Below are 26,447 nucleotides of genomic sequence, written 5' to 3' on the forward strand. Positions count from 1 at the left end.
TTTGACCAGCACGCCAGTCAAGCAGGCTAGGGCAGCGCTAGGAGCCCGCCTCCGAGAGCTTCGTGTGGACGCGAAGCTGACGGGGCGGGCTCTTGCTGCCCAGCATGGCTGGCACTTCACCAAGGTCAGCAAGATCGAAAACGGCGCCACGAATCCGAGTGCCGACGACATCACCGCCTGGTGTCGTTCCTGCCATGCGGCAGACCAAGCCGCCGACCTCATCGCGACCGCCCGGGCGATCGAGTCCATGTATGTCGAGTGGCAACGCCACATGCGCGCCGGGCTCAAGCACTCGCAGAAGGCCCCGGTGCCGCTCTACGAGCGAACCAGGCTCTTCAGGATCTACGAGAACACAGTTCTTCCGGGCCTGTTCCACACCGCCGAGTACTCCGCAGCCATCCTCAGGTTCTGGAACGAGTTCCTGAACCTCTCCAGCGACTTAGACGAAGCAGTCGCAATCCGCATGGAGCGCCAACGGATCCTCTATGCCGGTGACCGTCGCTTTGTCGTCACCCTTGAAGAGCAGACATTGCACACCTTGGTCGGCAACCCAGACGTGATGCTCGGGCAGCTAGATCGCCTGCTGGCGGTGATGTCTCTTCCTCGCGTGAGCATCGGGATCATTCCGGCCGGCGCCGAGCGCTATTGCCTTTCTCAGGGAAGCTTCTGGATCTTCGATGAGGATCGCGTCCAGGTCGAGGGTGTGTCTGCGGGGCTGGACATCGTCCAGCCCAGAGAGGTCGCAATACACGTCAAAGCATTCTCATTGCTACAGAAGTCAGCCGTATACGGCATCGCAGCGAGGAAGCTGCTGCAGAGGGCTGTCACTGACCTCGAGCGAGATTGACCGGCCAGCGGGTGACGATGCTGGCCGGTCATCGAATCTCAAGAGTGTGACCGCAGGTCCATCTGAAATAGTGCTCCGCTCATGCGGCCGGGGATGTTGCACGTTCTGACGTACTCGAATCCATGCGCAAGGTAGTAGTCGTGCAGCCGGGTGTTGGTGCTCCAACAGTTGAGTCGAACCCAGTGCTTACCTTGCGCTCGCGCTTGCTCGATCACAGCCCGCAGTAGGTCCGCGCCGTGGCCTTTGCCGTGCTCCACAACGAAGAAGCGGCTGATGTAGGTCTGAGGCTCGGCTAGCTCTTCAGGCGCCCAGAACTCCGCCTCCGGCGCGATGATCGCAAGCATTGCGACGACCCGGCCGCCAATCAGCCAACCAACGAACTGATACTCATCGAAATCTCGATCAATGTTTGCGTGCACCTGAGCCATATCAAGGCCGCCGCGATACTGGTCGGTGCCTTTGGTCGAGAGCCATTCCCCGGCTTCGTCTCGGACCTTGTGAATCAACGGACGATGCGACTCGTCAAGCTCGATCAGCATCAGGCGTCCAGGTCATAGGAGACCTCGACACGGTCGGCCGCCATGCGCGACACCATGTAGCGCACCGGACGATGTTTTTCGTCGTATCCAACTCGTGTATGGACCAGCAGTGGCGTGCCAGGCGCCATCATCAGGCGCTGTACCTCTTCAGTGGTTGGCATTCGCGCGGTGAGCGTGTCATGCCACTTAGCCTGCTTGTGTCCAGTTGCCGCCAAGAGGCCGCCTTGCACGCCAAGGTCACTCGGATTCCAGAAAAGCTCGTTTCCGTCGGTCACAAATGGCGGGAAATAGGAATCGCTTAGCTGATGCGGCTCGTCATTCACCCATCGAAGTCGATTTCGAGCCTGAATCGTGGTGCCTTCGGGGATCTCCAATGCTTTCGCGACGTGCGCCGGTGCCTGAATCGTGAGGATCTGAAGGTCATTCTTCGGTGTTCCACCCTGGGCCTTGATCGTATTAGCCCACGCGTCCCCGTCGTTGTTGTGGGCCTTCTCCCATTCAGCCATCTTCCATTCCCAGCGGCTGATCTCGCGTACGCGACGGGTCCGGCCCTGGCTGCTGGTAATCAGCCCTTCGGCCTCCAGGGCCGACAGCGCAGCCCGCACGGTGTTGCGACTTGCGCCATACCGACCGACCAACTCCGCCTCGCTGGGCAGCGCTGACCCTGGATCGCCCAGCGAGTCTCGGATCAAGCGGGCAACCCGCTCTTGCAACGTCTCCGGCATCTCAACTTCCTCTCGTGGCTGCTTGACAAGCTTATGCGGCTTGTCCCAACATGTCACTTGAACGACTTGTTCCCACAAGTTGGACATGAAGACCAAGACCTTTAAGCAGGGTCACGATCGACGCAGCGACGCCCCGGCGGATGCAACCGCCGAGGCGTCTGGGCTGCACCAATCCATTGCGTAGAGGAGCACAACCCGTGAGCATCATCTCCCTTTCGGTCCCAGACGGCGAGAACCCGAGCGCTGCTGAATTGGTTGCTATCGAGCTGGAATGGCCGCTGATCGCGGCCGAGTTGGACCTACTGAACGCCGAAATCGCCATCCTGACGGCCGGGCCGCTGATGTCGGTTCTGGACCGCCGCCGGATCCGCCGGGCCGAGCACCGGGTACTCGCTGCCCGCCTCGAACTGGCCGACCACACGGACGCCGGTCAGGACGAGGTGGCCTCATGAGCCGCCTGCCGGAGACGCGCCTCAGCGTGCGCCGCAGCCTGATCCACGACTACGAAGCAATCGCCTACCAGCACCCCGAGACCCGTATCTGGCCCGCATGGGTGATCTGGAAGGACGGCCACCCGCTGGCCGTCAAGGAGACCTTGAGCGAAGCCCGCGAGTGGATCGCGAATGAGGTCAAGACAGGCGGCAGGCGATGAGCCGGGCGCGGGTCCGGCCAATGACGCTGGCCGAGGTGTGGATCGAGCGTCTCGGAGTCGAGGGAATCCCCGGACTCGGCACCGATCTTGAGGCGCGGTTCACGGCGCTGTTCGCATCCGTCACCACTGACATTCCCGAGGCCGGTTCGGCACACGCCGCCGTGGCCTACAGCGACCTGCGAGAACTGGCTGGGTTCCTGGCCGACGCCCGTCTGGTCCTTCTGGGCAAGGAGAACCACTCATGAGCACCACCATTCGCGCCACCTACCCGGTCCCGGTCTCGGACCTGATCCCGGCCGCCCGCAAGCTCGCCGCTGACCTGGGCGAGACGCCGTCGCGGAACCGGCTGATGAAGGAACTGCGGATCGGTTCGGAGAAGGCCAAGGCGGTGCTGTCCGCGATCACCGCCGAGCCCCACCTACATGCGGTCCCGAACCCGGGCACCGATGAGCCCACCGGCCCTGCTGATGTGGACGAGCCCGAGGCGGACATCGAGGTAAAACCGCAGGTCACGCCGGACGCAGCCCCGGTTCCGGTGACAGGGCAAGCCGCGGGAACCCCCACCGTGCCGGACGCTGAGAAGTCGATGAGTTCCTGGCCGGTGCTGTTGTTGGCACTGCCCGCGTTCGTCGCGGTCTGGTCCGGCTGGGTCGGACTCGGCACTCTGACCGGGTTCGGTGTAGTGCACCCGCTGCCGGGCATCGCGGACGGGTTCTCGATCAACTCCGCCATCACGCTCCCAATCGGAGTCGAGACCTACGCCGCATTCGCACTCCGCGTCTGGCTGTCCGGCAAAGTCCCGGCATCGGCCCGCAAGTTCGCCAAGTGGTCCGCTCTAGGCGCGCTCGTGCTCGGTGCCATGGGGCAGGTCGCCTTTCATCTGCTGGAAGCGGCCGGGGTCACGTCGGCGCCGTGGCAGATCACCACCGTGGTCGCCTGCCTGCCGGTGGCTGTGCTCGGCATGGGTGCCGCGCTGGCTCACCTGATCAAAGTCCATCCCAGCGACTCGGGGGAGAGGTGACATGACCGAGCACACGAAGCCTGAGCCGGTGACGGATTTCAGCCCGAACGAGGTCGCTCACCTGATGGTCGCGCTGGTCTGGATGGGACCGGACCCGAAGGTCTTCCAGACCTGGCCACAAGACACACAAGCCGCCGTCGCCAAGGCGATGAACAACACCTATATCGAGTTGATGCCGAACGGGCAGATGGGCCTTCGCGTCGGCACCTTCCGAGTCATCAGCAAAGTCAACGAGAGCGGGGAGAACTGACATGACCGAGACCATTGAGCACGTTGCCGACCCGATCGATTTGGACGCCCGCCGTGCCCGCCGCGACGACGCACAACCGGCCGTCGACGGTTTGGCCGACCAAACCGCCGCGACGTCAGACACGGCGTACGAGGTGGCCATCGATGACGACGACGAGCGCCCCGCGCCGGGGCCGGTGCTGGTCGATTCGGCGGTGATCCCGGCCGCGCCGGTCGAGCCTGCGCGGGTACCGGTCATCCCGGTTCACCTGCGCCGGGAGAACCTGAAGGCCACCACCGCTCGTGCTGCTGGGCGTGCGAAGCACGTCACCGCGTTCCACGGAGTCCGCTCGCCGTGGTACCTGTGCAAGCTCACCGTGTTCGCCGGGCGGGGCCTGGGACGCCTTATGAGCAAGCAGATCGCCTGGTGGTGGGTCCCGAACTCCTACGCGCTCGAACAGCAAGCGGCCGACGCGAAAGAGCTGAAGGAATGGGAGAAGATCCACCGCCAGATCAAGGCCACCCGGCTGTGGCGCGGCATCGTGCTGGCCTTCCAGAACCTCGCCCTGCTGATCGGCCTGCCGATCGCCTGGGCGTCCCTGCCGGGCCTGTACCTGGCCGGTGGCATCGCAGCCGCAGTGCTCGCACTCGGGCACTACGGACGGCCACAAGGGCAGACGCTGGTGGGTACGGCGGTGGTCGCGCCGAGGTTCCGCAAGCTCAACGCTGACATCGTCCTGAGGGCCTACTACGCGGCCGGACTGGGCAACCCGAACAAGTCCGACCAGGAGGTCCGGTTCGGGTCGCAGATGTCGCGCGACGCCCGCAACACCGGGTCTCAGGTGCTCGTGGATCTCCCGTACGGCAAGGGCTGGTCCGACGTCCAAGGCGCTCGCGAGAAGATCGCCTCCGGACTGGATGTGCACGTGAATCAGGTGTTCCTGACCCCGGACAAGACCTCCAGCCGTCGCCACATGCTGTTCGTGGCCGACCGCGATCCCCTCGCGGTGCCGGTGGGCCGCACAGACATGCTGGACTGCAAGCCGCGCTCGATCTGGCGGCCGGTGAAGTTCGGCAAGGACGAGCGCGACGCGCCGGTCTCGCTGTTCCTGATGTGGATCTCGCTGCTGGTCGGTGCGCAGCCGCGTAAGGGCAAGACGTTCGCTGCCCGCCTGGTCGCTCTGCACGCTGCGCTGGACCCATACGTGAAGTTGATCGTTGTCGACGGCAAGAACTCCACCGACTGGCTGAAGTTCAAGCTGGTCGCGCATCGGACAGTGTTCGGCACCCACCCGAGCCCGAACGACGCCGACCCGATCGGCCACCTGATCGCCATCCTGGACGAGGTCCTCGACCACATCGAGAAGGTCAACACCCAGCTCGCGAGCCTGCCGGTGTCGGTGTGCCCGGAAGGCAAGCTGACCGAGGAACTCGCCAGGGATGCCCGCTACCCGGACCTGCGCGTCCTGGTGATGGTGATGGAAGAGTTTCAGGTGTACTTCGAGACCGAGGATCAGGCGGTCAACAAGGAGATCGCGGCCAAGCTGTCCCGCATTCAGGCGGTCGGCCCGTCCACTGGTGTCGTGATCTTGTCCAGCTCGCAGAAGCCTTCTGGTGTGGGTGCTGGTGACGTGGGCCGGTTGTTCAACCGGTACCGCGACAACCACGCCGTACGGTTCGCGCTCAAGTGCGGCAACCGCATCGTCTCCGAGGCTGTGTTGGGCGGTGACGCGTATGCGGAAGGGTTCGACGCGTCCGGCCTGCCGGTCGGCGACGAGTACCGAGGTGTTGGCTACCTGTACGGCGCGGCCGACGCGACCCCCACCGTGCGGACGTTCCTTGCCGACCACACCGACGCGGAAAAGATCCTCACCGCCGCACGCACGCACCGCCAGCGGCTCGGCACGCTGACCGGCACGGCGGCCGGGGAAGAGATCGAGCGCGCCACCCGCGACGTCCTCGCCGACGTGCTGGCCGTCATGAACGGCGACAGCGCCGCGCACTGGGACACCATCGCCGGACGGCTCGCCACCCAGATGCCCGAGCAATACGAGGGCACCACGCTGGACGCGATCTCTGCCCAGGCCCGCGCGTTGAACGTGCCGAGCATCAACGTCAAGCGCGACGGCGCGGTCCGCAAGGGCGTCAAGGCCGACGACATCCGCGACGCCATCACCCGCCGCAGTGTCAACGGAGCGTAACCAACCCGCCAGGGGTGGCGGGACGAGGTAGGTAGCGGCCCTGCCGCTACTGGTAGCGCCACCGCTACCCGTCCCGCTACCCCGCAATACCCACCTGACCAGGCCGTATATCCGCAGGTAGCGGGTCGCGGCCGTGGCTCCTCACGCCCAAAAACAGCCCAACGGAGGCCAACCGTGCTCACCACCGCCGCTACCGCTATCCACACCGCCGCTACCCAAGGTAGCGACCTCACGCAGGCCATGACGACCGCCTCCAAGGTCGCCACGGTCGTACTCATCGTGACCGCTGTCGCCGTCTTCTACCTGCTCACCTGCGCGGTGTGGCCGTTCGGCAAGTGCCGCAAGTGCGAAGGCGTCGGCAAGTTCAAGTCCCCGTTCGGCAACGCCTATCGCCACTGCGGGTGCTGCCAGGGATCCGGCCTGCGGATCCGGCTCGGGCGCCACGTCATCAACCGCGTCCGCGATATCCGCCGGGCAGGCACCAAATGACCGGCGCACCGATCGACCACCAAGGCGACAGGAGAGCACCCGTGACCACGCACATCGTTGCCGACAGCCCCGAAACCGACTACGCCGCCGCCGTCGCGGTCGAACGCACCGCGCTCGATCATGCCTTGAACGCCGCACTGGCATCAGTCGCCATTGCGAGCCGTGCCCTGTTCGAGCTGACCGAACTGGATGACCAGGACTACACCGGCACCCACGCGGGCGAAGACGCCACCACCCACGTTGCGGCCGCCGCGATTGCCCTGCGAGCTGCCCAGCGCTGCATGCACCTGGCCGACACCCACATCCTCTGACCGCAAATCGTCCTGCCCAGACCCCCTCAACCCCTCCAAAACCAGCCCTGGCCGGCGCGGAAGATCTCCGGCCAGCTCCTCGAGGAAGGAACACGCATATGAAGCTCTCCGACCCCATCACCTACGACCAGGAAGCACGCCGCGCGTGGGCAACGCCGTACTTCGCAGACGTGGCAGACCGGCCGATCTACGGGTCGAGCGAGTGGGCCGCGCTGCCCGATGACGATCGCCGCAAGATCGCCGCCGTGGTCGTGGCAGCCGAGTGCTGGGCCACCGACCGCGACGAGCTATCGCAACGGCTCCGGGCCGAGCTGGAAGCCAGCCGGGAGACAGCCCAAGCCGAGTGGGACGAATGGCGCGCGGCGAATCGGCCCGCGATCACCGAAGCGAACAAACGGGTGGTTCACAGCCTGCTCAACCCGTCGATGGTCGAGCTGGGCCGACGCCTGTCGATGAACGAGGCCGAACGTGTCGCAGAAGCCCGCCGGGCCCGCCCGGGCGACAGGCCGCGCGAACCGATCCACGCCAGCCTGACCACCTCGCAGAGCGGAGAAGCCGCATGAGTGCCACAACTACCGATCACAACGAGGCTCACGAGCCGATTGACGGTGCAGACGTGCTGGACGAAGTCAGCGCCGCTGTTGCCCGCTACGTCATCCTGCCCAGCGCGTCCGCATCGGTCGCGGTGACGTTGTGGATCGCCGCGACCCACGCCGTACCGGCGTGGAACTGTGCCCCGCGGCTTGTCATTCGGGCACCTGAGCGGCGGTGCGGGAAGTCGCGGCTGCTGGACATGGTGGAAGGGATGAGCCATCGACCGTTGATGACCGTGAACGCCAGTCCGTCAGCGGTTTACCGGTCGATCGGGATGGCGCCGAGCGATCCGCCGACGCTGCTGATTGATGAGGCCGACACGATCTTTGGTCCCAAGGCGGGTGACAACGAGGACCTTCGCGGTCTGCTCAACGCCGGGCATCAGCGCGGCCGCCCGGCACTGCGCTATGACGCGGGATCGCGCGCCGTGGAGAAGATCCAGACATTCGCGATGGCTGCCCTGGCAGGGATCGGGGCGATGCCGGACACGATCGAAGACCGCGCCGCCGTGATCCGTATGCGTCGCCGCGCCCCCGGCGAAGAGGTCCAGCCGTACCGGGTCCGGCGCGACGGGCCGGAGCTGGACGACCTGCGGCAGCGACTCAACCAGTGGATCACCGCCCATCTGGACGTACTCACCGCCGCCGCGCCAGACATGCCGCTGGAAGACCGTGCCGCCGACACCTGGGAGCCCCTGATCGCGATAGCCGACCTCGCAGGCCGCCAGTGGCCCCGAGCAGCCAGGAAGGCCGCTGTAGCCCTCACCAGCGACCGCGACGCAGGCGACGAGGGATCAACACCGACTCGGCTGCTGTCGGACTGCCGCACCGCGTTCCAAGACGCCGACGCACTACCCACAGCCGTCCTGCTGGACCGACTGCGCAGCGATCCCGAGGGACCGTGGGCAACGCTCGGCGCCAACGGGCTCACGGCGATGAAGATGGGCAATCTGCTGCGTGAGTTCGAGATCCGCAGCGGCACCATCCGCTTCACCACCGGGCAGGCCAAGGGCTACGTGCGCAGCGATTTCACCGACGCGTGGAACCGCTACTGTCCCGAGCCGAAACCGGCCGCCGGGGAAGGCGTACCAGCCGTACCAGCCGTAACACCGCAGGTCAGGTCCGGTACGGCTTCGCTCACTGGTACGGCTCAAGCCGTACCAACCACCCAAGCCGTACCGGACCTGACCTGCGAAAACGAGGCTGGTACGGCTGGTACGCCTTGGGGGCCGAGGGCTGTCAGGCCCATTGCCGATGGCGCCTCGGGTGCCGCATGACGCGCCCCGTACGACATCCGCGCCACCTTCCCAATCCGCAACCCACCCGAGGAGAGTCACGCGTGACGACGCGAATGCTTGAAAGCTTGTTGACGGTCGCCGACGCCGCCCGGCTTCTGGGCACGTGGGACACCAGCGGTGAACGATTCCCGCGTCGCCTGATCGCTGAGCGCCGCATCCGGTTCGTCCGGGTCGGCCGCCTGGTGCGCATTCCGGAATCCGCGCTGATCGAGTACATCGAAGCCCAGACAGTCCAGCCCGTTACCCGACGCAACACGAGGAAGGCTGCCTGATGGCGAAGCAGAGAAGGCGGAAGTTCGGCGGAGTCCGGAAGCTTGGTTCCGGTAGGTGGCAGGCGACCTACATCGACCCCGTCACCGCCGCGCGGAGGCCTGCGCCGTACACCTTCGAAACTGAGACGCAGGCCAATGATTGGCTGATTGGCGCCGAGGCCGACATGATTCGCGGGCGATGGGTCGACCCGGACATTGGGCGAGAGCCATTCGGGCCGTACGCCGACAAGTGGATTGATGAGCGGCCGAATCTGCGAGTCCGGACGAAGGCTCTGTACCTCTGGCTTAACAAGCGGTACTTGCAGCCCGAGTTCGCGAAGGTCGATCTGGTCGACATCACACCCCCGATGGTCCGGTCGTGGCGCGCTGACCTTATGGCCGACAAGCACCTAAGTAGCTGCAAGGCCAAATGTGCCGACAAAGCGCATAAGGGCGTGTCCGCCACGATGGCGGCCAAGGCCTACAGGCTGCTGCGGGCAATCCTGATGACCGCGACTGATGACGAGTTGATCAAGCGCAATCCCTGCCGGATTGTCGGGGCGGGCACTGAGCGTCCGAGGGAACGGCCCATCCTCAACATCGCGCAGGTGTTCAAGCTTGCCGAGCAAATGCCGCGTCACCTGCGGGTGTTCGTGCTTATCGCCACCTTTGCGAGTCTGCGCTGGGGTGAGGTGACCGCGATTCAGCGGAAGGATATTGACCTGACAAAGCGCACGATCAGAATCCGCCAGCAGTGGATCGAGGTCGTTGGATCGGGGATGGAGCTTCACCCGCCGAAGTCAGGTGCCGGTGTGCGGACTGTCTCGATACCGGAGCTGCTGGTCCCACTCGTGCAGGAACACCTAGACGAGTTCGTCGCTCCCGGCCGCGACGCGTTCGTGTTCCTCGGAGAGAGGGGAGCGGTGTTGCGTCGTAGCAACTTCAACAAGCTGGGCTGGAGCAAAGCAGCCGAAGCGGTCGGGGCCAAGGGCCTGCACTTCCACGACCTCAGGCACACCGGCAACACCTTCGCGGCCCAGTCCGGCGCGAGTACGAAGGACCTGATGGCCCGGATGGGGCAGGACAGCATGAACGCCGCGATCATCTACCAGCACGCCACCCGGCAGGCAGACGGAGCCATCGCGGCGGCGATGAACGACGCTATCGAGGAGTACAGGAGGGCGCACGGCGACGAGGGTGGGGAGGCGTCGCAGGCGGGCTGATCACGGGTCCTAGTTGCACAGATGTTGCACGAACAGGGTTTTGAGTGCAGAAAGGGCACCGCCTCCGAGTGGAGGTGGTGCCCTCTTTTTGCCTGCCTAAACAGGGAAGTATGGAGAAGAGCGGGTGACGAGAATCGAACTCGCACTGTCAGCTTGGGAAGCTGATGTTCTGCCATTGAACTACACCCGCATCGCCGTCCGCGAGGGTTCGGCAATGCGCAGAATCATACCCGGTCCCGGGGCAGCTGCGCACCCGGGGTAGGGGTTCAACACGCCTTGGACTGGGCAGACGCGCGATCTTCTGGCAGATTAGAACGCGTTGCCGGGGGCAACATTTGTCGCAACGTGAGGACGCGGTCTGCACTGGACCGGACAAGAAGGTTGCGGGGCAACACGATTCGAAGGGGTGAAGAGGTGGCAACTGATCCGAACGCGGCACTCGAAAACCTGGAGCATGAGCTCGTCACGCTGGCACGTCGCCTGCGTGGATTGCAGCGCACGCTCTCGGAGGAGGCCCATCCCGACCTGGAGCCCGCGCAGTATGCGCTGCTCAATCATGTCGAGGAATTGGCGCCGGTCCGGATGGCCGATCTGGTCGCAGCACTCGAGGTGGACAAGGGGCCCGTCAGCCGAGCTTGTGCACGTCTCGAGGAGCAGGGCCTGCTGAAGCGCGCGGCGGACAAGTCGGACGCACGGGCCACGCTGTTGACCTTGACGGCGACCGGCAAGCGCAAGCTCGCCGCCGCGAAGAAGAAGCGCAGCAAGGTGGTTGAGGATCTACTGAAGGACTGGTCTCCGGCCCAGGTGAAGTCGTTCGCCACGCAGGTTTCGAAGTTCAACAAGGTCTTCAACTAGTTCGGCCTTCTCGCTCGGTCACGAGCTGGGGATGTGACTGGCCGGGCGATCTCGACGAGCGGTGAGCGGCAGTGCGGTAAGTTTCGCTCGTGCTGCTCTCCGACCGCGACATCCTGGCCCAGATCGACGAGAAGCGGGTCCAGCTGGAGCCGTTCGATGCTGACATGGTTCAGCCGTCGAGCGTTGACGTGCGCCTCGACCGGTACTTCCGGGTGTTCGAGAACCACCGGTATCCGCATATCGATCCGGCCGAGGAACAGCCCGATCTGACCCGCACGGTCGAGCCCGAGGGCGACGAGCCGTTCATCCTGCACCCGGGTGAGTTCGTGCTGGGGTCGACGTACGAGCTGGTCTCGCTGCCCGATGACGTCGCCGCGCGCCTGGAGGGGAAGTCCTCCCTCGGCCGGCTCGGCCTGCTGACTCACTCCACCGCGGGGTTCATCGACCCCGGCTTCTCCGGTCACGTCACGCTCGAGCTGTCGAACGTCGCGACCCTGCCGATCAAACTCTGGCCCGGGATGAAGATCGGCCAGCTCTGCTTCTTCGGTCTTTCGTCCCCGGCCCAGCATCCCTACGGCTCCGCGAAGTACGGCTCCCGCTATCAGGGCCAGCGCGGCCCCACGCCGTCCCGCTCCTTCAAGAACTTCCATCGCACCGACACCCTGCGCGGCCAATCCAGCGATTGATTGACCGCGAAGGCGGGTGCCTGTTCATCGGCTGAGGACCGGGCGTCGCGTCGGCGGGTGGGGTTCGAGCAAGTCGGCCCAGCGGCGCAGTAGCCACGCGGCCTGGTGCCTCGGGCTCGGCGCCGGATCGGCCAGCGCATGGGCCTGGGCCTGCTGGATGCGTTCCTCGATCCGCAGTCGGGCGATCTCTTCGTTCTCGCTGATCATGGTGCGGCTCCTTCCGGAATCCCCGTGCGAGCAGATGGTCAGACCCGGACGACGGTGATGTCGCCGGAGACGGTGCGGGCGCGCAGCAGCAGGGACGGATCGCCCTCGGCCGGCTGTTCGCCTGGTTCCAGGTCGCAACGGATGGTCCCGGTCACCGTCTTGAGATCGAGGTACGTCGGGAGGCCTTCCGGTACGCCGACCTGGACGTCGCCACGCGCGGTCTCGGCCCGCACACTCGGGCCTTCGGCGCGGTCGACCCGGACATCGCCCGAGCCGGAGGTCGCGACCGAATGGCCGAGCACGCGCTCGATCGAGATATCGCCCGAGCCGACCTTGATGGTGACCGGGCCGGCCGCGTCGCCGATCCGGACATCGCCGGATCCGGTGGACGCGGCCACGAGCGCATCGGTGCGCGAGACCTCGATCTCACCGGACCCCGTGTTCAGCCGGGCCGGACCGGTGGTGTGGGCGATCCGGATGTCGCCGGAGCCGGTGCCGACGGTCGTCGTACCGTCCGCGCGGTCCAGTCGGATGTCACCCGAGCCGGTGGAGAGCCGGGGCTCGGTCAACGGCACGGTCGCGACGACATCGCCGGAGCCGGTCTTGATCCGGGCGCCGATCGGCCCCGGGGTCTCGACCCGGACGCGGACCTCCTGGGATCGCCGCAGCGACTGCTTCGGCGTATCGACCACGAGCTCGCCACCGACGACCCGGAAGGTGATGTCCTCGACCCAGCCTTCGCCGGAGCCGTGCAGCACCTCGAGGAACGCGTGCGTCTCGTCGCCGTCGACGGGCGCAATCTCCACCACGCCGGCGCCGATCTCGATCCGGACCCGGTCGATGGAGGCATCCCGCAGTTCGTCGGCGTAGTCGCTCACTGTGCCCACCCCTGCATGCGCTGACCCGGGCCGCCCTGGCCGCCGCGACGACCGCCGCGGCCGTGACCGTGCTCACCGCGCTCACCGCGCTCACCGCGCCGGCCACCACGCTCACCGAAGACACCCTCGGGACCGAACGGACCGTTCGGGCCGAACGCGCCGTCCTTACCGAACGGGCCATCGGGACCCAGCGGCCCGTCCGGACCGAAGACGCCGTCGAAACCACGCGGCGGGCGCGGGGGCCGGGGCGGCCGTGGGCCACGCCGGCCGCGGTCACGGTCACCGGTCAGGCCGGTCATCACCGTGCGCATCAGCCAGGCGTTCGCCGAGATGCCCTCGGCATTGGCGGCCTCGTCGACCTTGGTCTTCACCGACATCGGCAGCCGCAGCGTGATCCGCGCGGTCGGCTCGTCGGCGTCCAGCTCGAAGATCTGGTCGGCGGACGTGTCCTCGGCGGTGTCATCGTTGTCGGAGTCGTCGTCGTCCGGGCCGGTGAGCTGGCTGGGCGCCGGCGTCACCACGAACTCGGGGCGGCCCCCGGCCATCCGGAGCTCCACCGAACCGGGGGACAGCTCGCGGCTGATCTCACCGGCGGCGTCGGACAGGGCTGAGATGAGGGCCAGGCGGCCGGCGTCATCCAGCGTGGCTCCGAGGCGCTGAGCCACGGAGCGAGTTTGGTCGTCGGCCAACGCGGTGGCGTTCTCCACGCTACGGCGGACCGACTCGAGGTAATGGTCAAGTTCCATGACGCAATCATGACGTCACCGTGACGTCATTGTCAACCCTCTCTGATGTCACCCGGCCGCTCGGTGATGTCACCAGGCAGAATGAGCCGCATGAGTCGAGGCGTATTGGTGACAGGTGCATCCCGTGGTGTCGGTGCCGAGGTGGCGAGGGCCTTCGCGGCCGGTGGGGACCGGGTGGTGCTGCACTGCCGCGGCTCCGCCGACCGGGCCGAGGCGGTCCGCGCGTCGCTGCCCGGCGAGGGTCATGCCGTGGTGGTCGGCGACCTTGGCGATCCGGCCGCAATCCCTGCTATTGCTGAAGAATCGGCCCGCGTGCTCGGTCGCATCGACGTGCTCGTGAACAACGCCGCGATGTACGTCGACCAACCCGTCGCGGGGTCCCGGCGGCTCGGTCATCCGCTCGCGGAGACGCCGTACGACGAGTGGGTGACGGCGTGGCGTCGTACGCTCGCGGTCAACCTGGAAGGCCCGGCCCATCTCACCTGGTGCGTGGCCCGGCAGATGATCGACGTCGAGCCCGCTGGCGGCGTACGACGTGGTGCCGTGGTGAACGTCGGGTCGCGTGGGGCGTTCCGCGGCGAGCCCGATGTGCCGGCGTACGGCGCGAGTAAGGCCGGTTTGCACGCGCTCGGGCAGTCCCTGGCGGCATCGCTGGCACCATTTGACATCACGGTGACGTCAATCGCGCCCGGGTTCATCGCGACGGACTTGACCGAGGGCATGATCACCGAGGCCGTCCGGACGCAGAGCCCGTTCGGCCGGGTGGCGACGGCCGAGGAGGTCGCAAAGGCCGTGCTCTGGCTGGCCTCACCCGATGCCGTCTGGTCCAGCGGCGCCGTCCTCGACTTCAACGGCGCCTCGTACCTGCACTAACCGGCCGCCCCGGTCCCTCCGGTCCACCCTTCCGTCTCTCCCACGAGTGGTCACATCTGAACCTCCCGTGAGTGGTCGGATCATACCCGACCACTCGCGGACGAAGGCGAAGGAGGGGCTAGGGGGCGCGCTTGACCGAGGCGAGCAGGAGCTGGGCGACGTCGGCGACCTCGACGGATTCGCGGGCCGAGCCGTCGGCCTGCTTCGCGGTCAGACCGTCCGACAGCATCACCCGGCAGAACGGGCAGCCCGTCGCGATCTTGTCCGCGCCGGTCTCCACCGCTTCGGTGGTGCGGTTGACGTTGATCCGGCTGCCGGTGTTCTCTTCCATCCACATCCGGGCACCACCCGCACCGCAGCAGAACGACTTCGTCTGGTTGCGCGGCATCTCCGCGAACTCGGCGCCCGGGATGATCTCGAGCAGCTCGCGCGGGGCGTCGTACACCTGGTTGTGGCGGCCGAGGTAGCAGGGGTCGTGGTAGGTGATCTTCTGGCCGTTGAGCGTGCTGTCGGCCGGTGCCACCGGGGTGAGCTTCTTCTCCCGGACGAGCCGGTTCAGCAGCTGCGTGTGGTGGATGACGTCGAGCTCGACGCCCAGCTGGGAGTACTCGTTCTTCAAGGTGTTGAAGCAGTGCGCGCAGGTCGAGACGACCTTCTTCGCGCCGGTCTCCTTGAAGACCTCCGCGTTCTGCATGGCCAGCTGCTGGAACACGAACTCGTTACCCGCACGCCGGGCCGGGTCGCCCGTACAGGTCTCACCATCGCCCAGTACGGCGAAGGAAACGCCTGCGATGTTGAGGAGTTCGGCGACGGCCTGCGTGGTCTTCTTGGCCCGGTCCTCGTAGGCGCCGGCACAACCGACCCAGAACAGGTACTCCACCTCGGCGAGCGTTTCGACGTCCGTCCCGACCTGCTTGACCTCGAACGGCAGATCCTTGGCCCAGTCCATCCGGCCGGACGGGCTCATGTTCCACGGGTTGCCCTTGTTCTCCAGGCCCTTGAACAGGCCGTTCAGCTCGGAGGGGAAGGACGACTCGATCAGCACCTGGTAGCGCCGCATGTCCATGATCGCGTCGACGTGCTCGATGTCGACCGGGCACTGCTGCACGCACGCGCCACACGACGTACAGGCCCAGAGCGCCTCCTCGTCGATGACCGCCACGTCGGCCGGACCGACCAGCGGCTTCTCCATCTCGGCCTTGACCAGGTCGGACAGCGAGTTGCGCTCCTCGTCGGAAGCGGCCAGCAGGTACGGCGCTTTGGCGTACGCGTGCTCGCGCAGGTTCATCACCACGAGCTTCGGCGACAGCGGCTTCTCGGTGTTCCAGGCCGGGCACTGCGACTGGCACCGGCCGCACTCCGTGCAGGTGGTGAAGTCGAGCAGGCCCTTCCAGGTGAAGTCCTCGACCTTGCCGACCCCGAGAGCGGCGTCCTCGTCGAGCTCCTCGATGTTCTCGAAGTCGATCGGCTCGCCCTTGACCATGATCGGCTGCAGCGCGCCCAGCGCCGTACCGCCGTCGGCCTCGCGCTTGAACCAGATGTTCGGCCAGGCGGTGAAGCGGTGCCAGGCCACACCCATGGTGGCGTTCAGCGAGATCGTGATCATCCACGCGAACGAGATCAGGATCTTCACCATCGCGACCAGGTAGATCGCGTTCTCCAGCGCGTGCTGCGACGTACCGCTGAGCGCTTCGCCGAGGAAGAACGTCATCGGGAAGTGGAAGACCGAGGCCTCGTCGCCGGCCAGCGCGTACTCCAGGCCGCGCAGCGCGAGGATGCAGACCAGGACGCCGGCGATCGTGTACTCGACGTAGTACGCCTGCCAGGCGCGAGACCCGAAGAAGCGGCTGTACCGGCCTTCGGATCCGCTCGGCAGGTGCCGCAGCCGGATGATCATCAGGGCCACGATCGCGATCAGGCCGGTCCAGGTGAGGAACTCGCTGACCCACTCGAAAACGAACCAGTGGCCGATGATCGGCAGCACCCAGTGCGCGTCGAAGAGCTGGCCGAACGCGGTCACCAGGCTGAGGAACAGCCCGATGAACCCGAACGCGACGAACCAGTGCAGTACGCCGATGTGGCTCCACTGCAACATCCGGGTGTGCAGCAACGTCTCCTTGGCGAGGGTGACGCTGCGCTGGACCGGCTCGTCGGCCCGCTTGACCGGCTGCCCGAGCCGGATCACCGACACCATGTGCCCGATCGTCTTCGCGAACAGCGCGACTCCGATGAGCGCCACGGTGAGCGAGACGACGATGGCGAAGATCTGCATACCAGTGATCGTATTGGCTGGTTACCGGTGAGTCATGGTGGTGTCACCTGTGTCACGGCTCAGTTCGGTATGGCCCCTATCACGAAGGTCTGCCTAACCACGGCGACCGGCGGTTTGAAATTCTTCCTGTTTGTCTTGAGCGGATGAACTTAGGTTCCAGTTCATGCGTAAAGTACTGATCGGACTACTCGCTGTAGTGCAGTTGGCCGTGGTGGCCCGGGAGCCGACGCCGGCACCGGCCGACCCGGGCGACGACGGGCCCTTCGCCTCGGCCGTTCACGTCATCGGCCGGGTCTCCGCGGGGCCGAAGCTGAAGCTCCGTACGGAGGCGCGCAGGATCGCTCGGTATGACGGCCGCAAGATCGAGGCGCTGACCTGCCTCACCCCGTCCTGTGGCTCGATGCTGCTGGGCACCGACGACGAGAACCTCGGTGGCTGGTTGCGCCGTACCTGAGAACCTTGCCCGAAAGGGCATTACGAGGTGGACGGACGCCGTCAGGCGGCGCACGATGGAATCGGGTGAGCCGGCCATTGGGGGGTACGGCGCCCGCTTCGAGGGGATTTCGTGATGCCTGATCTGGAAGAGGAGATCATCGAGCAATTCGTTGCTCCGGATGACGATGACGACGACGGTTACGACCTGCCGGCGTTCGACGAGGATGAGCCGCTGGATGACCCGGGCGGTTTCGACGACGATGACGAGCTGCAGCGGTACGACGGGGGGAGCTGATCATGCCCGCCTTGGCCTTTCGTGGCGTCGAGATGAACCAGCGCTCGATCGACATGCTGGAAGAGGCCGAGCGCCTTCTCGGTTTCAAGCTCAAAATCGTGCAGGGCTCGTTCAACGGCGGCGCGGTCGAGGCGTCCGCTGACGTCCACGATGGCGGCGGCGCGGCGGACATCCGCTCGAGGACCCTGAACGACGCACAGGTCCACCGGGTGCTGGTGGAACTCCGCCGGGTCGGGTGGGCCGCCTGGTTGCGAACGCGCACGCAGGGCTTCGACCCGCACATCCACGCCGTCGCGATCGGCGACACGGAGTTGTCGCCCGGAGCCGCGCGGCAGGTCAAGCGCTACAAGAACGGCCTGAACGGGCTTGCCAGCGGCGGCAAGGACGACGGCCCGCCGGGATTCCGGGCGATGACGTGGGAGAAGTACCAGGAGATCCGCGACGAGGCGCGCGCCGTACACGGGATGCCGACCGCCTTCCCCGTGCAGGACGTGACCATCTCGATCACGTCGGTCCGGATGGCGGCCGCGGGCGAACCGATCAGCCACACCCGCGCGAAGGACGCCGAGCAGTTCATGGCGTTCGCCTTCAAGGGCATCGAAGTGATCCCCGTGACGACGTTCATGGCCTGGCGAAAGACCCGCGAAGCCCGCTTCTTCGTCTTCGCCGTCAAACGCGTCCAAGCCCACTTCAAACTCCGCCAAGACGGCGACCCCGGCCCCATCACCATGGGGACCCTAGAACAATTCGGCTACACCATCACCGACTGACAGAGGAAAGCCGGCCGCCCCCTTTAAGAGGACGGCCGGCCCTGTTCCAGCTGGTGTTACTTGGTGCCGAAGACCTGGATTTCTGCCATGTCCATGAACGAGCAGCCGGCGAAGCCGCCGTCCGGGCAGTTCGTGGCGATGTCCGGGACCTGCGGGCTGAGGATCCAGAAGCGGACGTGCTTTACGCCCGTGTTGTTGGCCGTGGCCGGGACCTCGTTGTACTTGCCGCGGTTGGCCGCCGTGAAGGTGCCCTCGGCGGCGGTCGCCCACGTCGTACCGTCGGCGGAGGTCTCCACCTTGTAGCCGCCGGTCGACGCGCTACCCGGGTCACCACACTGCGGCGACGGGTCGATCGAGAAGGTGTTGATCGTCACGGCCTCGGGCAGGTCGATGACGACGTTCTTCGGGATCGGGGTATTGGTCGGCGTACCGGCGTCATCACCCGTGGTGCTGCCCCAACCGGTGCCCTGGGCGCCGTCGATCGCGCCGGCCGGGCCGCAGCCGAACTGCGAGTAGTCCGGGCCGGTGAAGGAGGCGAGCTTGCCGCCACCGCTGGCCGAGGCCCAGTTGCGCCGCGGCGAGAAGTTCGCCGTGGTGCCGCCGGCCTTGACCGTGACGGGCTGGGTGAGGAACTCGTAACCGCCACCCGCGACGACGACCTTCGGGTACGTACCCGGGAGGACGTTGTCGAAGGAGTACTTGCCGTCGGCGCCGGTCACGTCGGAGTAGTCACCGGTGTAACCCGAGTCGTGCCCACCGATGAAGACCAGCGCGCCCTGCACCGGCTGACCGGTGACCTTGTCGGTCACGGTGCCGCTGACGGTCGCACCCGGCGCGCTCGGCGGCAGGTGGAAGTCCTCGGCGGGGAAGGCGTCGCCACCGTCGATCGCACCGGCGAACCAGCCCATGCCACGGTTGGCGAAGACCTGCCAGAGGACCTTGTTGTTGGCGCCGTTGTGCGCTACCCAGTCGGCCTGGATGACCGCGTTGCGCATGTCCAGCATGGTCGGGTCGTTGGCGGACAGCTCCATCGCCCGGGTGATCAGCAGGTTGGCCTTGGTCCGGCCGAGGCGCTCGCGAATGTCCCACATCGTCTGGGCCCAGATCTCACCGGAGGCGTGAACCTGCGGCGCACCGCCGACGGTCGGGAAGTCGCCGTACGTGTAACCGCCCTGCGAACCGTCGAGGGCGACGCACTTCTTGGCGACCGCGCGCACGCGGCAGTCGATCGCCTGGGTGCGAATCGTGTCGCCGCCGAGGACGTACTTGCCTTCGAGCACCTCGCCGGCCGCCGTGGTGTCGGTCTCGAAGCCCTGCGAAACCAGGTAGTCGAGCGCGTAGTAGTCGCTCCACGCCTCGCCCATCGCGCCGGCCTGGATGCTGTTCAGTGTCGAGTTGCCGCTGGCGTCGACCACGAGCCGGTTCGACAGACCGTGCGTGTACTCGTGGTAGAGGATGGCCGCGTCGTTCGACGAGCTGCTCGACACGATGCCGTCGCCACCGAACAGGTACATCTGCATCAACGGCGAGTTGCCATCGGGCGGCGTACCCATGTTCGCGTTGTTCAGGTGGTTGACGTCTGGCAGTCCGTTAGCCGTATTCGCACCGTCGAGGGCGTTCAGGACGACCGGGTCGCCACCGTTGCGCTCGAAGTTACCGGCGGCCGCGGTGAAGGAGATCGGCGGCTTGCGCAGGTAGTTGTGGAAGTTGCTGGCCAGGTAGAAGCCGTTGGTGACGTCCTGGTTCAGGTTGGTCCGCCACGAGTCGGCCTTGGCCGGGTCCCAGGTGCAGACGAACGCCGCCGTACAGGTCGTGCCCGCGAACGGGGTGAGCTTGTACTCCGCGCCGGTCGCAGTGCCGGGCGCCTTGACGGTCTCGCCCGGGTTCGCCTTGTTGTCATCGTTGATATCGGCGTAGGCCTGGACCCAGTAGCCCTTGTCCAGCGTCTGCGCGCCCTTCGGCAGGAAGCCGAGGTTGTAGAAGTTCTTCACGACCTGGGTTCCGCCCTTGGCGGCGCCCGGGTAGTTGTCCTGCACGAGGCCGTCGCCGTTCGCGTGCGAGACCAGGTCCCGGCGGTACAGCGTCGAGCCGGTCTCGGCGTCCACAACGTGGGTGTAGAGCAGATCGCCACCCGCGTTGACGTACGTCGACCAGCCCTTGCGCAGGCCGTTCCCGGTGACGAACCAGACCTGCTTCGCGAAGTCGCCGTTGCGCCACTTGGTGACGGCGCCGGACTTGCTGACCTCCGCCGACTTCGGCATCGTGCCGAGGTCCTTGGCGGCGGTGACCCGGGCCTCGGAGGCGGTCAGCGTGACCGCGCGCTTCGCCGCACCCTGGGCCTGACCGACGACGCCTGCCACCGGCGAGCCCTGGATCGAGATGATCTGGCCCTTCTTGGTGACGTGGGCCTGCAGACCGTTGCCGAAGACCTCGATCCCGTCCACGACCTGGAGCCAGGACAGGTGGGTGGTGCCGAGGTTGTCGACGTACGACTTGCGCAGTTTCAGCGTGCCGAGGTCGGACGCGGACAGCTTGAAGATGTCCGGGTGGCTCTTGACGTAGTCGAGCACCACGTCGGCCGGCTTCTTGGTGCTGGCCGCGGTCAGGAAGCCGTTCAGCTTCGAGACCTGCTCCGGGGTGCCGGTGTTCGGGTCGACCGAGACGACGCCCTGCGAGCCGAGCGAGTCGCGGAACTTCTCGCTGCCGGCGGTCTCCTTCGCGAGCACCTTCGCGGCACGGGCATAGGTCGAGCGGAGGTTCGGCGTACGGGCGTCGTAGTTGCCCTTACGCTCCTTCGCGGCGGTTTCGGACTGAACGGGTGCCGCCGGGTCTGGCGAGGCAGTCGGCTTGGCCGCCAGCGCACCGGTGCTGACCGTCATGGCCAGCACTGTGGTGGCAGACACGGCTGAGACTGCCAGGAGCCCCCGCCCTCTGCGTGCGTTTGTCACAGCATTCGCTCCATGAAGTTTTCCGCGGATCGCCCTCCACGACCCGTCCGGGCCTGACCTTAGGCCCGGACGGACCGTACACGGAAGGGATCTGCGCGTAATGATGCTCAGTCGAGGGATTGCCTTCTCTTTGTCACCAGTACGGCGGTCGTGGCGAGCGTGGTGCCGGCCGCTAAGGCCCCGGCGGCGAGCAAGGTCGGAGCCGTCGGATGGATCAGCGCCTCGCCATGCAGCGCCTGCCAGGTGGTGAGCCAGATCAGGCCGAGCCAGGCGGCCGCGCCGATGAAGACCAGGGCTGTACGACGACCCTCCGAACGCAGTCGGGGGAAACGGTTGGCCAGTACGACCAGCGCGAGCGCGATCAGCGGGATGGCCTGCAGGGAGTGGATGCCGAGGAAGTGACCGATGCGCAGGTCGCCGGAGTCGGTGTTCCAGCCCATGATCGGCAGGCCGCCACCGCCGTCGTCGCCGCCGACTGTATGCGCGCCCATATGCGGCCGCTCTCCGGTCTCGGCTTCGGTACGCAGCTGGCTCGCCGTCGGGTTGAACATCAGGTTGCCGAGCAGCATGCCGCCAAGCGTGGTGAGCAGCGCCAGCCGGATGCTCCAGCGCAGCGCCCGATCGCCGGGCTTGTCGAACAGCAGCACGATCGCCATCACCAGCACCGCGGCCCAGATCAAGTAGATCGTCGTGGCCAGGATGTTGTGCACGAGCTGGTCCGTCGGCGTCGACATGTTGAAATGCAGCAGCCGCCCTCGGACCACGACCTGGCCGATGATGATCGCGGTCTCCACCGCCATCCCGACCGCGACGATCGTGCCCAGCCACCAGCCGAGCCGCTTCGCCTTCGTCTGCAGCGACAGCATCCACGCGAGTGTGCCGGTGTAGATCGCGAACGAGATCATGAACTTCAGCGGCTTCATCCAGATCGGATGGCCGAGCAGTTCCCGATCGTCGAAGATCGCGCCGCCGATCCCGACGAAGACCAGTAATCCCATGACGGCCGTGATGACGAGCAGCGGACGATGCAAACGGGCGGGCCGCACCATGGGCGGCGACGATGTGGTGACCATGCATCGATGCTCGGCTTTCCCGGCCGCGCGGACAGGAGTGCCAGAATCCCTACCTCGGTAGACCTTTCCCTACCCTGACCCACCCCTAAGGGTCCTTTGTTTCAAAGGGTTTCCGGGATCGGCTCGGTACGTCGTACCGTCGTGTGATGAGCGACCTCTTCGCACGCGCGAAGGCCCTCCAGGTCGAGGCGTACGACGTCCTCGCCCACCTCAACCTGCCAGCCGCCTACCCCTCCTTCGGCCCACCCGTGCTCATCGGCAGCGCCCTCTCCGGCCTGATGGTCTACCGCGACCTAGACGTCATGTTCGATGCGCCATCGGCCACGGCGGCCGACGTCCTCGCCGGACTCGCGCGCCTCGCGGAACGACCGGGCCTACTGGCAGCCGACTTCCGCGACGAACGCGCCGGTTCCGACTATGCGACGAGTGGACGCGTTGTGCACCCGTTCCAGAGCCGAGTGGTGTCCCTGCGTCCGGGATTACGCGGCGAGCGTTCGGGTGCACAACGCGTCCACTCGTCGCATAGTCGACGACTGCCGCCACCCGGGGCGCGGGTTAGGTGAGGCCGAGGGTTTGGGATTCGGTGGGGGTGAAGAGGCGGGAGCGGGTTAGGAAGCGGAGGCCTTCGGGGGCTTCTAGGGAGAAGCCGGCGCCTCGGCCGGGGACTACGTCGATGGTGAGGTGGGTGTGCTTCCAGTAGTCGAACTGGGCGGCGGACATCCAGACGGCGATGGGGTCAGCCACGCCGTCGATGGTGAGGTCGCCGAGGTGTACGTCGGCGGCGCCCACTTTGAACTCGCCGGCCGGGAAGCACATCGGGGAACTGCCGTCGCAGCAGCCGCCGGACTGGTGGAACATCAACGGACCGTGCAGCTCGGTGAGGCGACGCATGAGGTTCGCCGCCTCACCGGTGCACGCAACTCGCTCAACTGACATCGAGACTCAGAAGAAGCCGAGTTTGTTCGGGGAGTAGCTGACCAGGAGGTTCTTGGTCTGCTGGTAGTGGTCGAGCATCATCTTGTGGTTCTCGCGGCCGATACCCGAGTTCTTGTAACCGCCGAACGCGGCGTGGGCCGGGTAAGCGTGGTAGCAGTTGGTCCAGACCCGGCCGGCCTGGATCTCGCGGCCCGCGCGGTAGGCGGTGTTGATGTCCCGCGACCAGACGCCCGCGCCGAGGCCGTACAGGGTGTCGTTGGCGATCTTGATCGCGTCGGAGTAGTCGTCGAACTTCGTCACCGCGACCACCGGGCCGAAGATCTCCTCCTGGAAGATCCGCATCTTGTTGTCGCCCTCGAAGATGGTCGGCTGGATGTAGTACCCGCCGGCCAGGTCACCGTCGAGCTCGGCCTTGCCGCCACCGGTGAGCACCTTCGCGCCCTCGGCCCGGCCGATGTCGATGTACGACAGGATCTTCTCGTACTGGTCGTTGCTGGCCTGCGCGCCCATCATCGTCTCGGTGTCGAGCGGGTTGCCCTGCTTGATCGCCTGGGTCCGTGCCGTCGCGTCGGTGATGAACTCGCGGTAGATCGACGACTGGATCAGCGCGCGCGACGGGCAGGTGCAGACCTCGCCCTGGTTCAGCGCGAACAGCGTGAAGCCCTCCAGCGCCTTGTCGTAGAAGTCGTCGCGGCTGCTGGCGACGTCGGCAAAGAAGATGTTCGGGCTCTTGCCGCCGAGTTCCAGCGTGACCGGGATGATGTTCTCCGAGGCGTACTGCATGATCAGACGCCCCGTGGTCGTCTCACCAGTGAAGGCCACCTTGGCGACTCTGTTGCTGGAGGCAAGCGGTTTGCCGGCCTCGACGCCGAATCCGTTGACGACGTTCAGCACGCCCGGCGGCAGCAGGTCCGCGATCAGCTGGACCAGCAGGTGGATCGAGGCCGGCGTCTGCTCGGCCGGCTTCAGTACGACGGCGTTGCCCGCGGCGAGAGCGGGTGCCAGCTTCCAGACCGCCATCAGGATCGGGAAGTTCCACGGGATGATCTGCGCGACGACGCCGAGCGGCTCGTGGAAGTGGTACGCCACGGTGTCCTCGTCGATCTGCGAGATCGTGCCCTCCTGCGCCCGCAGCGCGCCCGCGAAGTAGCGGAAGTGGTCGATCGCCAGCGGCAGGTCGGCGGCCAGCGTCTCCCGGACGGCCTTGCCGTTGTCCCAGCTCTCGGCGATGGCCAGCTGCTCGAGGTTGGCCTCCATCCGGTCGGCGATCTTGTTCAGGATGTTCGCGCGCTCGGTGGTCGACGTACGACCCCAGGCCGTGGCGGCACCATGGGCGGCGTCGAGCGCGAGCTCCACGTCGTCGGCCGTACCGCGGGCGATCTCCGTGAAGACCTGACCGGTCACCGGCGTCGGGTTCTCGAAGTAACCACCCTTGGCCGGCGGCACATATTCGCCACCGATGAAATGGTCGTATCGGGACTTGTATTCGGCCGGACTGCCGGACTGCCCTGGGGCTGCGTAAATGGTCATCGGATCCTCCCGGGATCAGCACTGGCGATAGTCCAGACGCTAGGTCCGACCACGTTGCAGCAACGTTGCAAGCTGCGGCCTTGAACCAAGGCGCGATTCCGGGGGAGGGTTGGGCGTGGACGCGGAGGAGGCGCGGCGACTCAACGCGCTGTACGACGAGGTGCTCGGTGGTGGCCGGGCATCGGCCGAACCGCGCCCCGTCGTCGCCGAGTCCTGGCAGCGGTCGCTCGCGGCCCAGGTGGATCCCGAGCTGGACGCGCCGCCGGTGGTGTACGGCGCCGACCGGCTGGCGGAGGTTCGCGAGTCGCATCCGCTCAACGCCGTGCTGCCCGTGCTCCGGCAGACCTTGACGAGTATCGCCGACGAGGCCTCGCACATCATGGTCATCACCGACGCGCACGGCCTGATCCTCTGGCGCGAGGGTGCAGCGGACGTTCGCCGCCAGGCCGATCGGGTCGCCTTGTCCGAAGGGGCGATCTGGTCCGAGGACGCGATCGGTACGAACGGGATGGGGACGGCGCTGGCGACCGGGCAGCCCGTGCAGATCCATTCGGCCGAGCACCTGGTCCGGCGCATCCACCCTTGGACCTGTGCGGCGGCTCCGGTGCATGACCCGGACACCGGCAAACTCATCGGCGCGGTCGATATCAGCGGCCCACTTCGCACGGTCCATCCCGCGATGATGGCGCTGGTCACGGCCGCCGCACGGCTTGCCGAAGGGCAGTTGCAGGTGTTGATGGCCGCCGCCGACGAGCAACTCCGTGCGCGGAATATGCGGCACCTGATGGCTCTTGGCGAGCAGTCCGGTGCCCTGCTTACGCCGACCGGCCGGGTGCTCGCCGTGCAGCCGCTCGGGTGGTTGCCGGATCGGCTGATCGTGCCCGATGGGGCAGACCGGATCGAGCTCGGCGACGGACGCGAGGCCGTGGTCGAACCGTTGGACGAGGGCTACCTGCTCCGCATCCCCGGCACCTCGAGACGCCGTACGTCGCTGGATCTGAAGCTGCTCGGTGGCAGTCAGCCGATCGCCACCGTCAATGGCCGGCCGATCGCGTTGACGTTGCGCCGGGCCGAGGTGCTCGCGCTCTTGATGCTGCACCCGGCCGGGCTGACCGCGGAGCAGTTGATGTTGCAGCTGTACGGCGATGAGGGCAATCCGACGACGGTCCGCGGCGAGATGCACCGGCTGCGGAATCTGCTCGGGTCGGGCGTACTCGACACCAAGCCGTACCGGATCATCGCCGATGTGACCGGCGACGTCGATCTGGTCCGCAAAGCCCTTGCCCAACGGGATCTCGGGACCGCGTTGCAGTACTACAGCGGGCCCTTGCTCAGCCGTTCGGAAGCGCCCGCACTCCGCGCCGAGCGGGATGAGCTCGACGCCACGCTGCGAGCCGCCGTGCTGGAATCAGCGGACACCGATCAGCTCTGGCAGTTCGCGCAGACGTCGACCGGTGCCGATGACCTGGAGGTCTACGAACGGCTCGAGGCGGCGCTGCCACTGGACGACCCGCGACGACCCACTGCCGTCGTACGTCGTCTCAGGTTGTCCGAAGAGTAGAAGC

The 26,447-nt window shown here is 66.5% G+C and carries 31 protein-coding genes and 1 tRNA gene; 21 read left to right on the plus strand and 11 right to left on the minus strand.

Annotation, left to right across the window (positions count from 1 at the left end; genetic code table 11):
* Position 1: 1 nt before the first annotated feature.
* Entirely contained in the window at positions 2-847 is an 846-nt protein-coding gene (locus OG394_RS27775) for a helix-turn-helix domain-containing protein (RefSeq protein WP_328990044.1), read from the plus strand.
* Positions 848-885: 38 nt separating this feature from the next.
* Here OG394_RS27775 and OG394_RS27780 read toward each other — a convergent pair whose 3' ends face one another.
* Together OG394_RS27780 and OG394_RS27785 are read right to left on the minus strand one after the other, a co-directional pair.
* A complete protein-coding gene (locus tag OG394_RS27780) occupies positions 886-1,386 on the minus strand; it encodes a GNAT family N-acetyltransferase (RefSeq protein ID WP_328990045.1) in 501 nt (166 codons plus the stop codon).
* The gene (locus OG394_RS27785; protein WP_328990046.1) at positions 1,386-2,111 is read right to left on the minus strand and encodes a GntR family transcriptional regulator; all 726 of its coding nucleotides are present in this window, start codon (positions 2,109-2,111) and stop codon (positions 1,386-1,388) included. Before OG394_RS27785 ends, OG394_RS27780 begins: the two co-directional genes overlap by 1 nt.
* A gap of 197 nt (positions 2,112-2,308) precedes the next feature.
* On the opposite strand from OG394_RS27785, the gene OG394_RS27790 reads away from it, so the two are divergent.
* The 12 genes from OG394_RS27790 (at position 2,309) to OG394_RS27845 (ending at position 10,378) form a co-directional block, all read left to right on the plus strand.
* The gene (locus OG394_RS27790) at positions 2,309-2,563 is read left to right on the plus strand and encodes a DUF6284 family protein (RefSeq protein WP_328990047.1); all 255 of its coding nucleotides are present in this window, start codon (positions 2,309-2,311) and stop codon (positions 2,561-2,563) included.
* On the plus strand, positions 2,560-2,763 hold the full coding sequence (locus tag OG394_RS27795) for a hypothetical protein (protein WP_328990048.1): 204 nt from the start codon (positions 2,560-2,562) through the stop codon (positions 2,761-2,763). Before OG394_RS27790 ends, OG394_RS27795 begins: the two co-directional genes overlap by 4 nt.
* Positions 2,760-3,008 carry a hypothetical protein gene (locus OG394_RS27800; protein ID WP_328990049.1) on the plus strand — a complete coding sequence of 83 codons (249 nt, stop codon included), beginning with the start codon at positions 2,760-2,762 and terminating at the stop codon, positions 3,006-3,008. Before OG394_RS27795 ends, OG394_RS27800 begins: the two co-directional genes overlap by 4 nt.
* Positions 3,005-3,784 carry an ABC transporter permease gene (locus tag OG394_RS27805; protein WP_328990050.1) on the plus strand — a complete coding sequence of 260 codons (780 nt, stop codon included), beginning with the start codon at positions 3,005-3,007 and terminating at the stop codon, positions 3,782-3,784. Before OG394_RS27800 ends, OG394_RS27805 begins: the two co-directional genes overlap by 4 nt.
* A 1-nt stretch (position 3,785) precedes the next feature.
* Entirely contained in the window at positions 3,786-4,034 is a 249-nt protein-coding gene (locus tag OG394_RS27810) for a hypothetical protein (RefSeq protein ID WP_328990051.1), read from the plus strand.
* Between the two features lies 1 nt (position 4,035).
* The gene (locus OG394_RS27815; RefSeq protein WP_328990052.1) at positions 4,036-6,213 is read left to right on the plus strand and encodes a cell division protein FtsK; all 2,178 of its coding nucleotides are present in this window, start codon (positions 4,036-4,038) and stop codon (positions 6,211-6,213) included.
* Positions 6,214-6,387: 174 nt separating this feature from the next.
* Positions 6,388-6,702: a hypothetical protein gene (locus tag OG394_RS27820; protein ID WP_328990053.1), complete on the plus strand. Its 315-nt coding sequence runs from the start codon at positions 6,388-6,390 to the stop codon at positions 6,700-6,702.
* 41 nt (positions 6,703-6,743) lie between these two features.
* On the plus strand, positions 6,744-7,013 hold the full coding sequence (locus OG394_RS27825; protein ID WP_328990054.1) for a hypothetical protein: 270 nt from the start codon (positions 6,744-6,746) through the stop codon (positions 7,011-7,013).
* A gap of 98 nt (positions 7,014-7,111) precedes the next feature.
* A complete protein-coding gene (locus tag OG394_RS27830; protein ID WP_328990055.1) occupies positions 7,112-7,576 on the plus strand; it encodes a DUF2742 domain-containing protein in 465 nt (154 codons plus the stop codon).
* Positions 7,573-8,883 carry a DUF3631 domain-containing protein gene (locus OG394_RS27835; RefSeq protein WP_328990056.1) on the plus strand — a complete coding sequence of 437 codons (1,311 nt, stop codon included), beginning with the start codon at positions 7,573-7,575 and terminating at the stop codon, positions 8,881-8,883. Before OG394_RS27830 ends, OG394_RS27835 begins: the two co-directional genes overlap by 4 nt.
* Positions 8,884-8,945: 62 nt before the next feature.
* On the plus strand, positions 8,946-9,176 hold the full coding sequence (locus OG394_RS27840) for an excisionase family DNA-binding protein (RefSeq protein ID WP_328990057.1): 231 nt from the start codon (positions 8,946-8,948) through the stop codon (positions 9,174-9,176).
* Positions 9,176-10,378, plus strand: a complete 1,203-nt coding sequence (locus tag OG394_RS27845) for a tyrosine-type recombinase/integrase (RefSeq protein ID WP_328990058.1) — start codon at positions 9,176-9,178, stop codon at positions 10,376-10,378. The genes OG394_RS27840 and OG394_RS27845 overlap by 1 nt, the downstream gene beginning before the upstream one ends.
* Positions 10,379-10,497: 119 nt before the next feature.
* On the opposite strand, the gene OG394_RS27850 is transcribed toward OG394_RS27845, so the two are convergent.
* Positions 10,498-10,568: transfer RNA gene (locus OG394_RS27850), tRNA-Gly, on the minus strand.
* Positions 10,569-10,792: 224 nt separating this feature from the next.
* On the opposite strand from OG394_RS27850, the gene OG394_RS27855 reads away from it, so the two are divergent.
* A complete protein-coding gene (locus tag OG394_RS27855; protein ID WP_328990059.1) occupies positions 10,793-11,233 on the plus strand; it encodes a MarR family winged helix-turn-helix transcriptional regulator in 441 nt (146 codons plus the stop codon).
* 89 nt (positions 11,234-11,322) lie between these two features.
* Positions 11,323-11,919, plus strand: coding sequence for a dCTP deaminase (dcd, locus tag OG394_RS27860; RefSeq protein ID WP_328990060.1), 597 nt, complete (start codon positions 11,323-11,325; stop codon positions 11,917-11,919).
* A 24-nt stretch (positions 11,920-11,943) separates the two neighbouring features.
* On the opposite strand, the gene OG394_RS27865 is transcribed toward dcd, so the two are convergent.
* Genes OG394_RS27865 through OG394_RS27875 form a run of 3 tightly spaced genes read right to left on the minus strand, consistent with a single transcriptional unit; the run spans position 11,944 to position 13,750 of the window.
* Positions 11,944-12,126 (minus strand): hypothetical protein, encoded by a 183-nt coding sequence (locus tag OG394_RS27865; protein WP_328990061.1) that lies wholly within the window; start codon positions 12,124-12,126, stop codon positions 11,944-11,946.
* Positions 12,127-12,164: 38 nt separating this feature from the next.
* A complete protein-coding gene (locus OG394_RS27870; protein ID WP_328990062.1) occupies positions 12,165-13,004 on the minus strand; it encodes a DUF4097 family beta strand repeat-containing protein in 840 nt (279 codons plus the stop codon).
* Complete coding sequence (locus tag OG394_RS27875) at positions 13,001-13,750, minus strand: hypothetical protein (RefSeq protein WP_328990063.1); 750 nt, start codon at positions 13,748-13,750, stop codon at positions 13,001-13,003. Before OG394_RS27875 ends, OG394_RS27870 begins: the two co-directional genes overlap by 4 nt.
* 90 nt (positions 13,751-13,840) lie before the next feature.
* Between OG394_RS27875 and OG394_RS27880 the strand changes: the two genes are divergently transcribed.
* Positions 13,841-14,623, plus strand: a complete 783-nt coding sequence (locus tag OG394_RS27880; RefSeq protein WP_328990064.1) for an SDR family NAD(P)-dependent oxidoreductase — start codon at positions 13,841-13,843, stop codon at positions 14,621-14,623.
* A 118-nt stretch (positions 14,624-14,741) separates the two neighbouring features.
* On the opposite strand, the gene OG394_RS27885 is transcribed toward OG394_RS27880, so the two are convergent.
* Complete coding sequence (locus OG394_RS27885; RefSeq protein ID WP_328990065.1) at positions 14,742-16,895, minus strand: (Fe-S)-binding protein; 2,154 nt, start codon at positions 16,893-16,895, stop codon at positions 14,742-14,744.
* 163 nt (positions 16,896-17,058) lie between these two features.
* Here OG394_RS27885 and OG394_RS27890 point away from each other — a divergent pair, with 163 nt between their 5' ends.
* From OG394_RS27890 to OG394_RS27900, 3 genes are all read left to right on the plus strand, one after another.
* The gene (locus tag OG394_RS27890; protein WP_328990066.1) at positions 17,059-17,349 is read left to right on the plus strand and encodes a hypothetical protein; all 291 of its coding nucleotides are present in this window, start codon (positions 17,059-17,061) and stop codon (positions 17,347-17,349) included.
* A gap of 114 nt (positions 17,350-17,463) precedes the next feature.
* Positions 17,464-17,625, plus strand: a complete 162-nt coding sequence (locus OG394_RS27895; RefSeq protein ID WP_328990067.1) for a hypothetical protein — start codon at positions 17,464-17,466, stop codon at positions 17,623-17,625.
* 2 nt (positions 17,626-17,627) lie between these two features.
* A complete protein-coding gene (locus OG394_RS27900; RefSeq protein WP_328990068.1) occupies positions 17,628-18,395 on the plus strand; it encodes a hypothetical protein in 768 nt (255 codons plus the stop codon).
* 56 nt (positions 18,396-18,451) lie between these two features.
* Here the strand turns inward: OG394_RS27900 and OG394_RS27905 are convergent, their stop codons facing one another.
* A complete protein-coding gene (locus OG394_RS27905) occupies positions 18,452-21,274 on the minus strand; it encodes a M36 family metallopeptidase (RefSeq protein ID WP_328990069.1) in 2,823 nt (940 codons plus the stop codon).
* A gap of 176 nt (positions 21,275-21,450) precedes the next feature.
* Positions 21,451-22,416, minus strand: a complete 966-nt coding sequence (locus OG394_RS27910; protein WP_328990070.1) for a hypothetical protein — start codon at positions 22,414-22,416, stop codon at positions 21,451-21,453.
* A gap of 146 nt (positions 22,417-22,562) precedes the next feature.
* Between OG394_RS27910 and OG394_RS27915 the strand changes: the two genes are divergently transcribed.
* On the plus strand, positions 22,563-22,979 hold the full coding sequence (locus OG394_RS27915; RefSeq protein ID WP_328990071.1) for a hypothetical protein: 417 nt from the start codon (positions 22,563-22,565) through the stop codon (positions 22,977-22,979).
* Here OG394_RS27915 and OG394_RS27920 read toward each other — a convergent pair.
* Both OG394_RS27920 and adh read right to left on the minus strand, forming a co-directional pair.
* Complete coding sequence (locus OG394_RS27920) at positions 22,972-23,352, minus strand: DUF779 domain-containing protein (RefSeq protein WP_328990072.1); 381 nt, start codon at positions 23,350-23,352, stop codon at positions 22,972-22,974. The two genes, OG394_RS27915 and OG394_RS27920, sit on opposite strands and share 8 nt — an antisense overlap.
* 6 nt (positions 23,353-23,358) lie before the next feature.
* Positions 23,359-24,882 (minus strand): aldehyde dehydrogenase, encoded by a 1,524-nt coding sequence (adh, locus tag OG394_RS27925; RefSeq protein ID WP_328990073.1) that lies wholly within the window; start codon positions 24,880-24,882, stop codon positions 23,359-23,361.
* A 115-nt stretch (positions 24,883-24,997) separates the two neighbouring features.
* On the opposite strand from adh, the gene OG394_RS27930 reads away from it, so the two are divergent.
* Positions 24,998-26,443 carry a GAF domain-containing protein gene (locus OG394_RS27930; RefSeq protein WP_328990074.1) on the plus strand — a complete coding sequence of 482 codons (1,446 nt, stop codon included), beginning with the start codon at positions 24,998-25,000 and terminating at the stop codon, positions 26,441-26,443.
* Positions 26,444-26,447 lie beyond the last annotated feature (4 nt).

It is taken from the genome of Kribbella sp. NBC_01245 (assembly GCF_036226525.1).
GTDB lineage: Bacteria > Actinomycetota > Actinomycetes > Propionibacteriales > Kribbellaceae > Kribbella.

Coding starts and splice junctions, on each gene's coding strand:
- OG394_RS27780 (WP_328990045.1), bottom strand. CDS start 1,386: ATGCTGATCGAGCTTGACGAGTCGCATCGTCCGTTGATTCACAAGGTC.
- OG394_RS27785 (WP_328990046.1), bottom strand. CDS start 2,111: ATGCCGGAGACGTTGCAAGAGCGGGTTGCCCGCTTGATCCGAGACTCG.
- OG394_RS27795 (WP_328990048.1), top strand. CDS start 2,560: ATGAGCCGCCTGCCGGAGACGCGCCTCAGCGTGCGCCGCAGCCTGATC.
- OG394_RS27800 (WP_328990049.1), top strand. CDS start 2,760: ATGAGCCGGGCGCGGGTCCGGCCAATGACGCTGGCCGAGGTGTGGATC.
- OG394_RS27805 (WP_328990050.1), top strand. CDS start 3,005: ATGAGCACCACCATTCGCGCCACCTACCCGGTCCCGGTCTCGGACCTG.
- OG394_RS27810 (WP_328990051.1), top strand. CDS start 3,786: ATGACCGAGCACACGAAGCCTGAGCCGGTGACGGATTTCAGCCCGAAC.
- OG394_RS27815 (WP_328990052.1), top strand. CDS start 4,036: ATGACCGAGACCATTGAGCACGTTGCCGACCCGATCGATTTGGACGCC.
- OG394_RS27830 (WP_328990055.1), top strand. CDS start 7,112: ATGAAGCTCTCCGACCCCATCACCTACGACCAGGAAGCACGCCGCGCG.
- OG394_RS27835 (WP_328990056.1), top strand. CDS start 7,573: ATGAGTGCCACAACTACCGATCACAACGAGGCTCACGAGCCGATTGAC.
- OG394_RS27845 (WP_328990058.1), top strand. CDS start 9,176: ATGGCGAAGCAGAGAAGGCGGAAGTTCGGCGGAGTCCGGAAGCTTGGT.
- OG394_RS27865 (WP_328990061.1), bottom strand. CDS start 12,126: ATGATCAGCGAGAACGAAGAGATCGCCCGACTGCGGATCGAGGAACGC.
- OG394_RS27875 (WP_328990063.1), bottom strand. CDS start 13,750: ATGGAACTTGACCATTACCTCGAGTCGGTCCGCCGTAGCGTGGAGAAC.
- OG394_RS27880 (WP_328990064.1), top strand. CDS start 13,841: ATGAGTCGAGGCGTATTGGTGACAGGTGCATCCCGTGGTGTCGGTGCC.
- OG394_RS27885 (WP_328990065.1), bottom strand. CDS start 16,895: ATGCAGATCTTCGCCATCGTCGTCTCGCTCACCGTGGCGCTCATCGGA.
- OG394_RS27890 (WP_328990066.1), top strand. CDS start 17,059: ATGCGTAAAGTACTGATCGGACTACTCGCTGTAGTGCAGTTGGCCGTG.
- OG394_RS27895 (WP_328990067.1), top strand. CDS start 17,464: ATGCCTGATCTGGAAGAGGAGATCATCGAGCAATTCGTTGCTCCGGAT.
- OG394_RS27900 (WP_328990068.1), top strand. CDS start 17,628: ATGCCCGCCTTGGCCTTTCGTGGCGTCGAGATGAACCAGCGCTCGATC.
- OG394_RS27905 (WP_328990069.1), bottom strand. CDS start 21,274: ATGACGGTCAGCACCGGTGCGCTGGCGGCCAAGCCGACTGCCTCGCCA.
- OG394_RS27910 (WP_328990070.1), bottom strand. CDS start 22,416: ATGGTCACCACATCGTCGCCGCCCATGGTGCGGCCCGCCCGTTTGCAT.
- OG394_RS27915 (WP_328990071.1), top strand. CDS start 22,563: ATGAGCGACCTCTTCGCACGCGCGAAGGCCCTCCAGGTCGAGGCGTAC.
- OG394_RS27920 (WP_328990072.1), bottom strand. CDS start 23,352: ATGTCAGTTGAGCGAGTTGCGTGCACCGGTGAGGCGGCGAACCTCATG.
- adh (WP_328990073.1), bottom strand. CDS start 24,882: ATGACCATTTACGCAGCCCCAGGGCAGTCCGGCAGTCCGGCCGAATAC.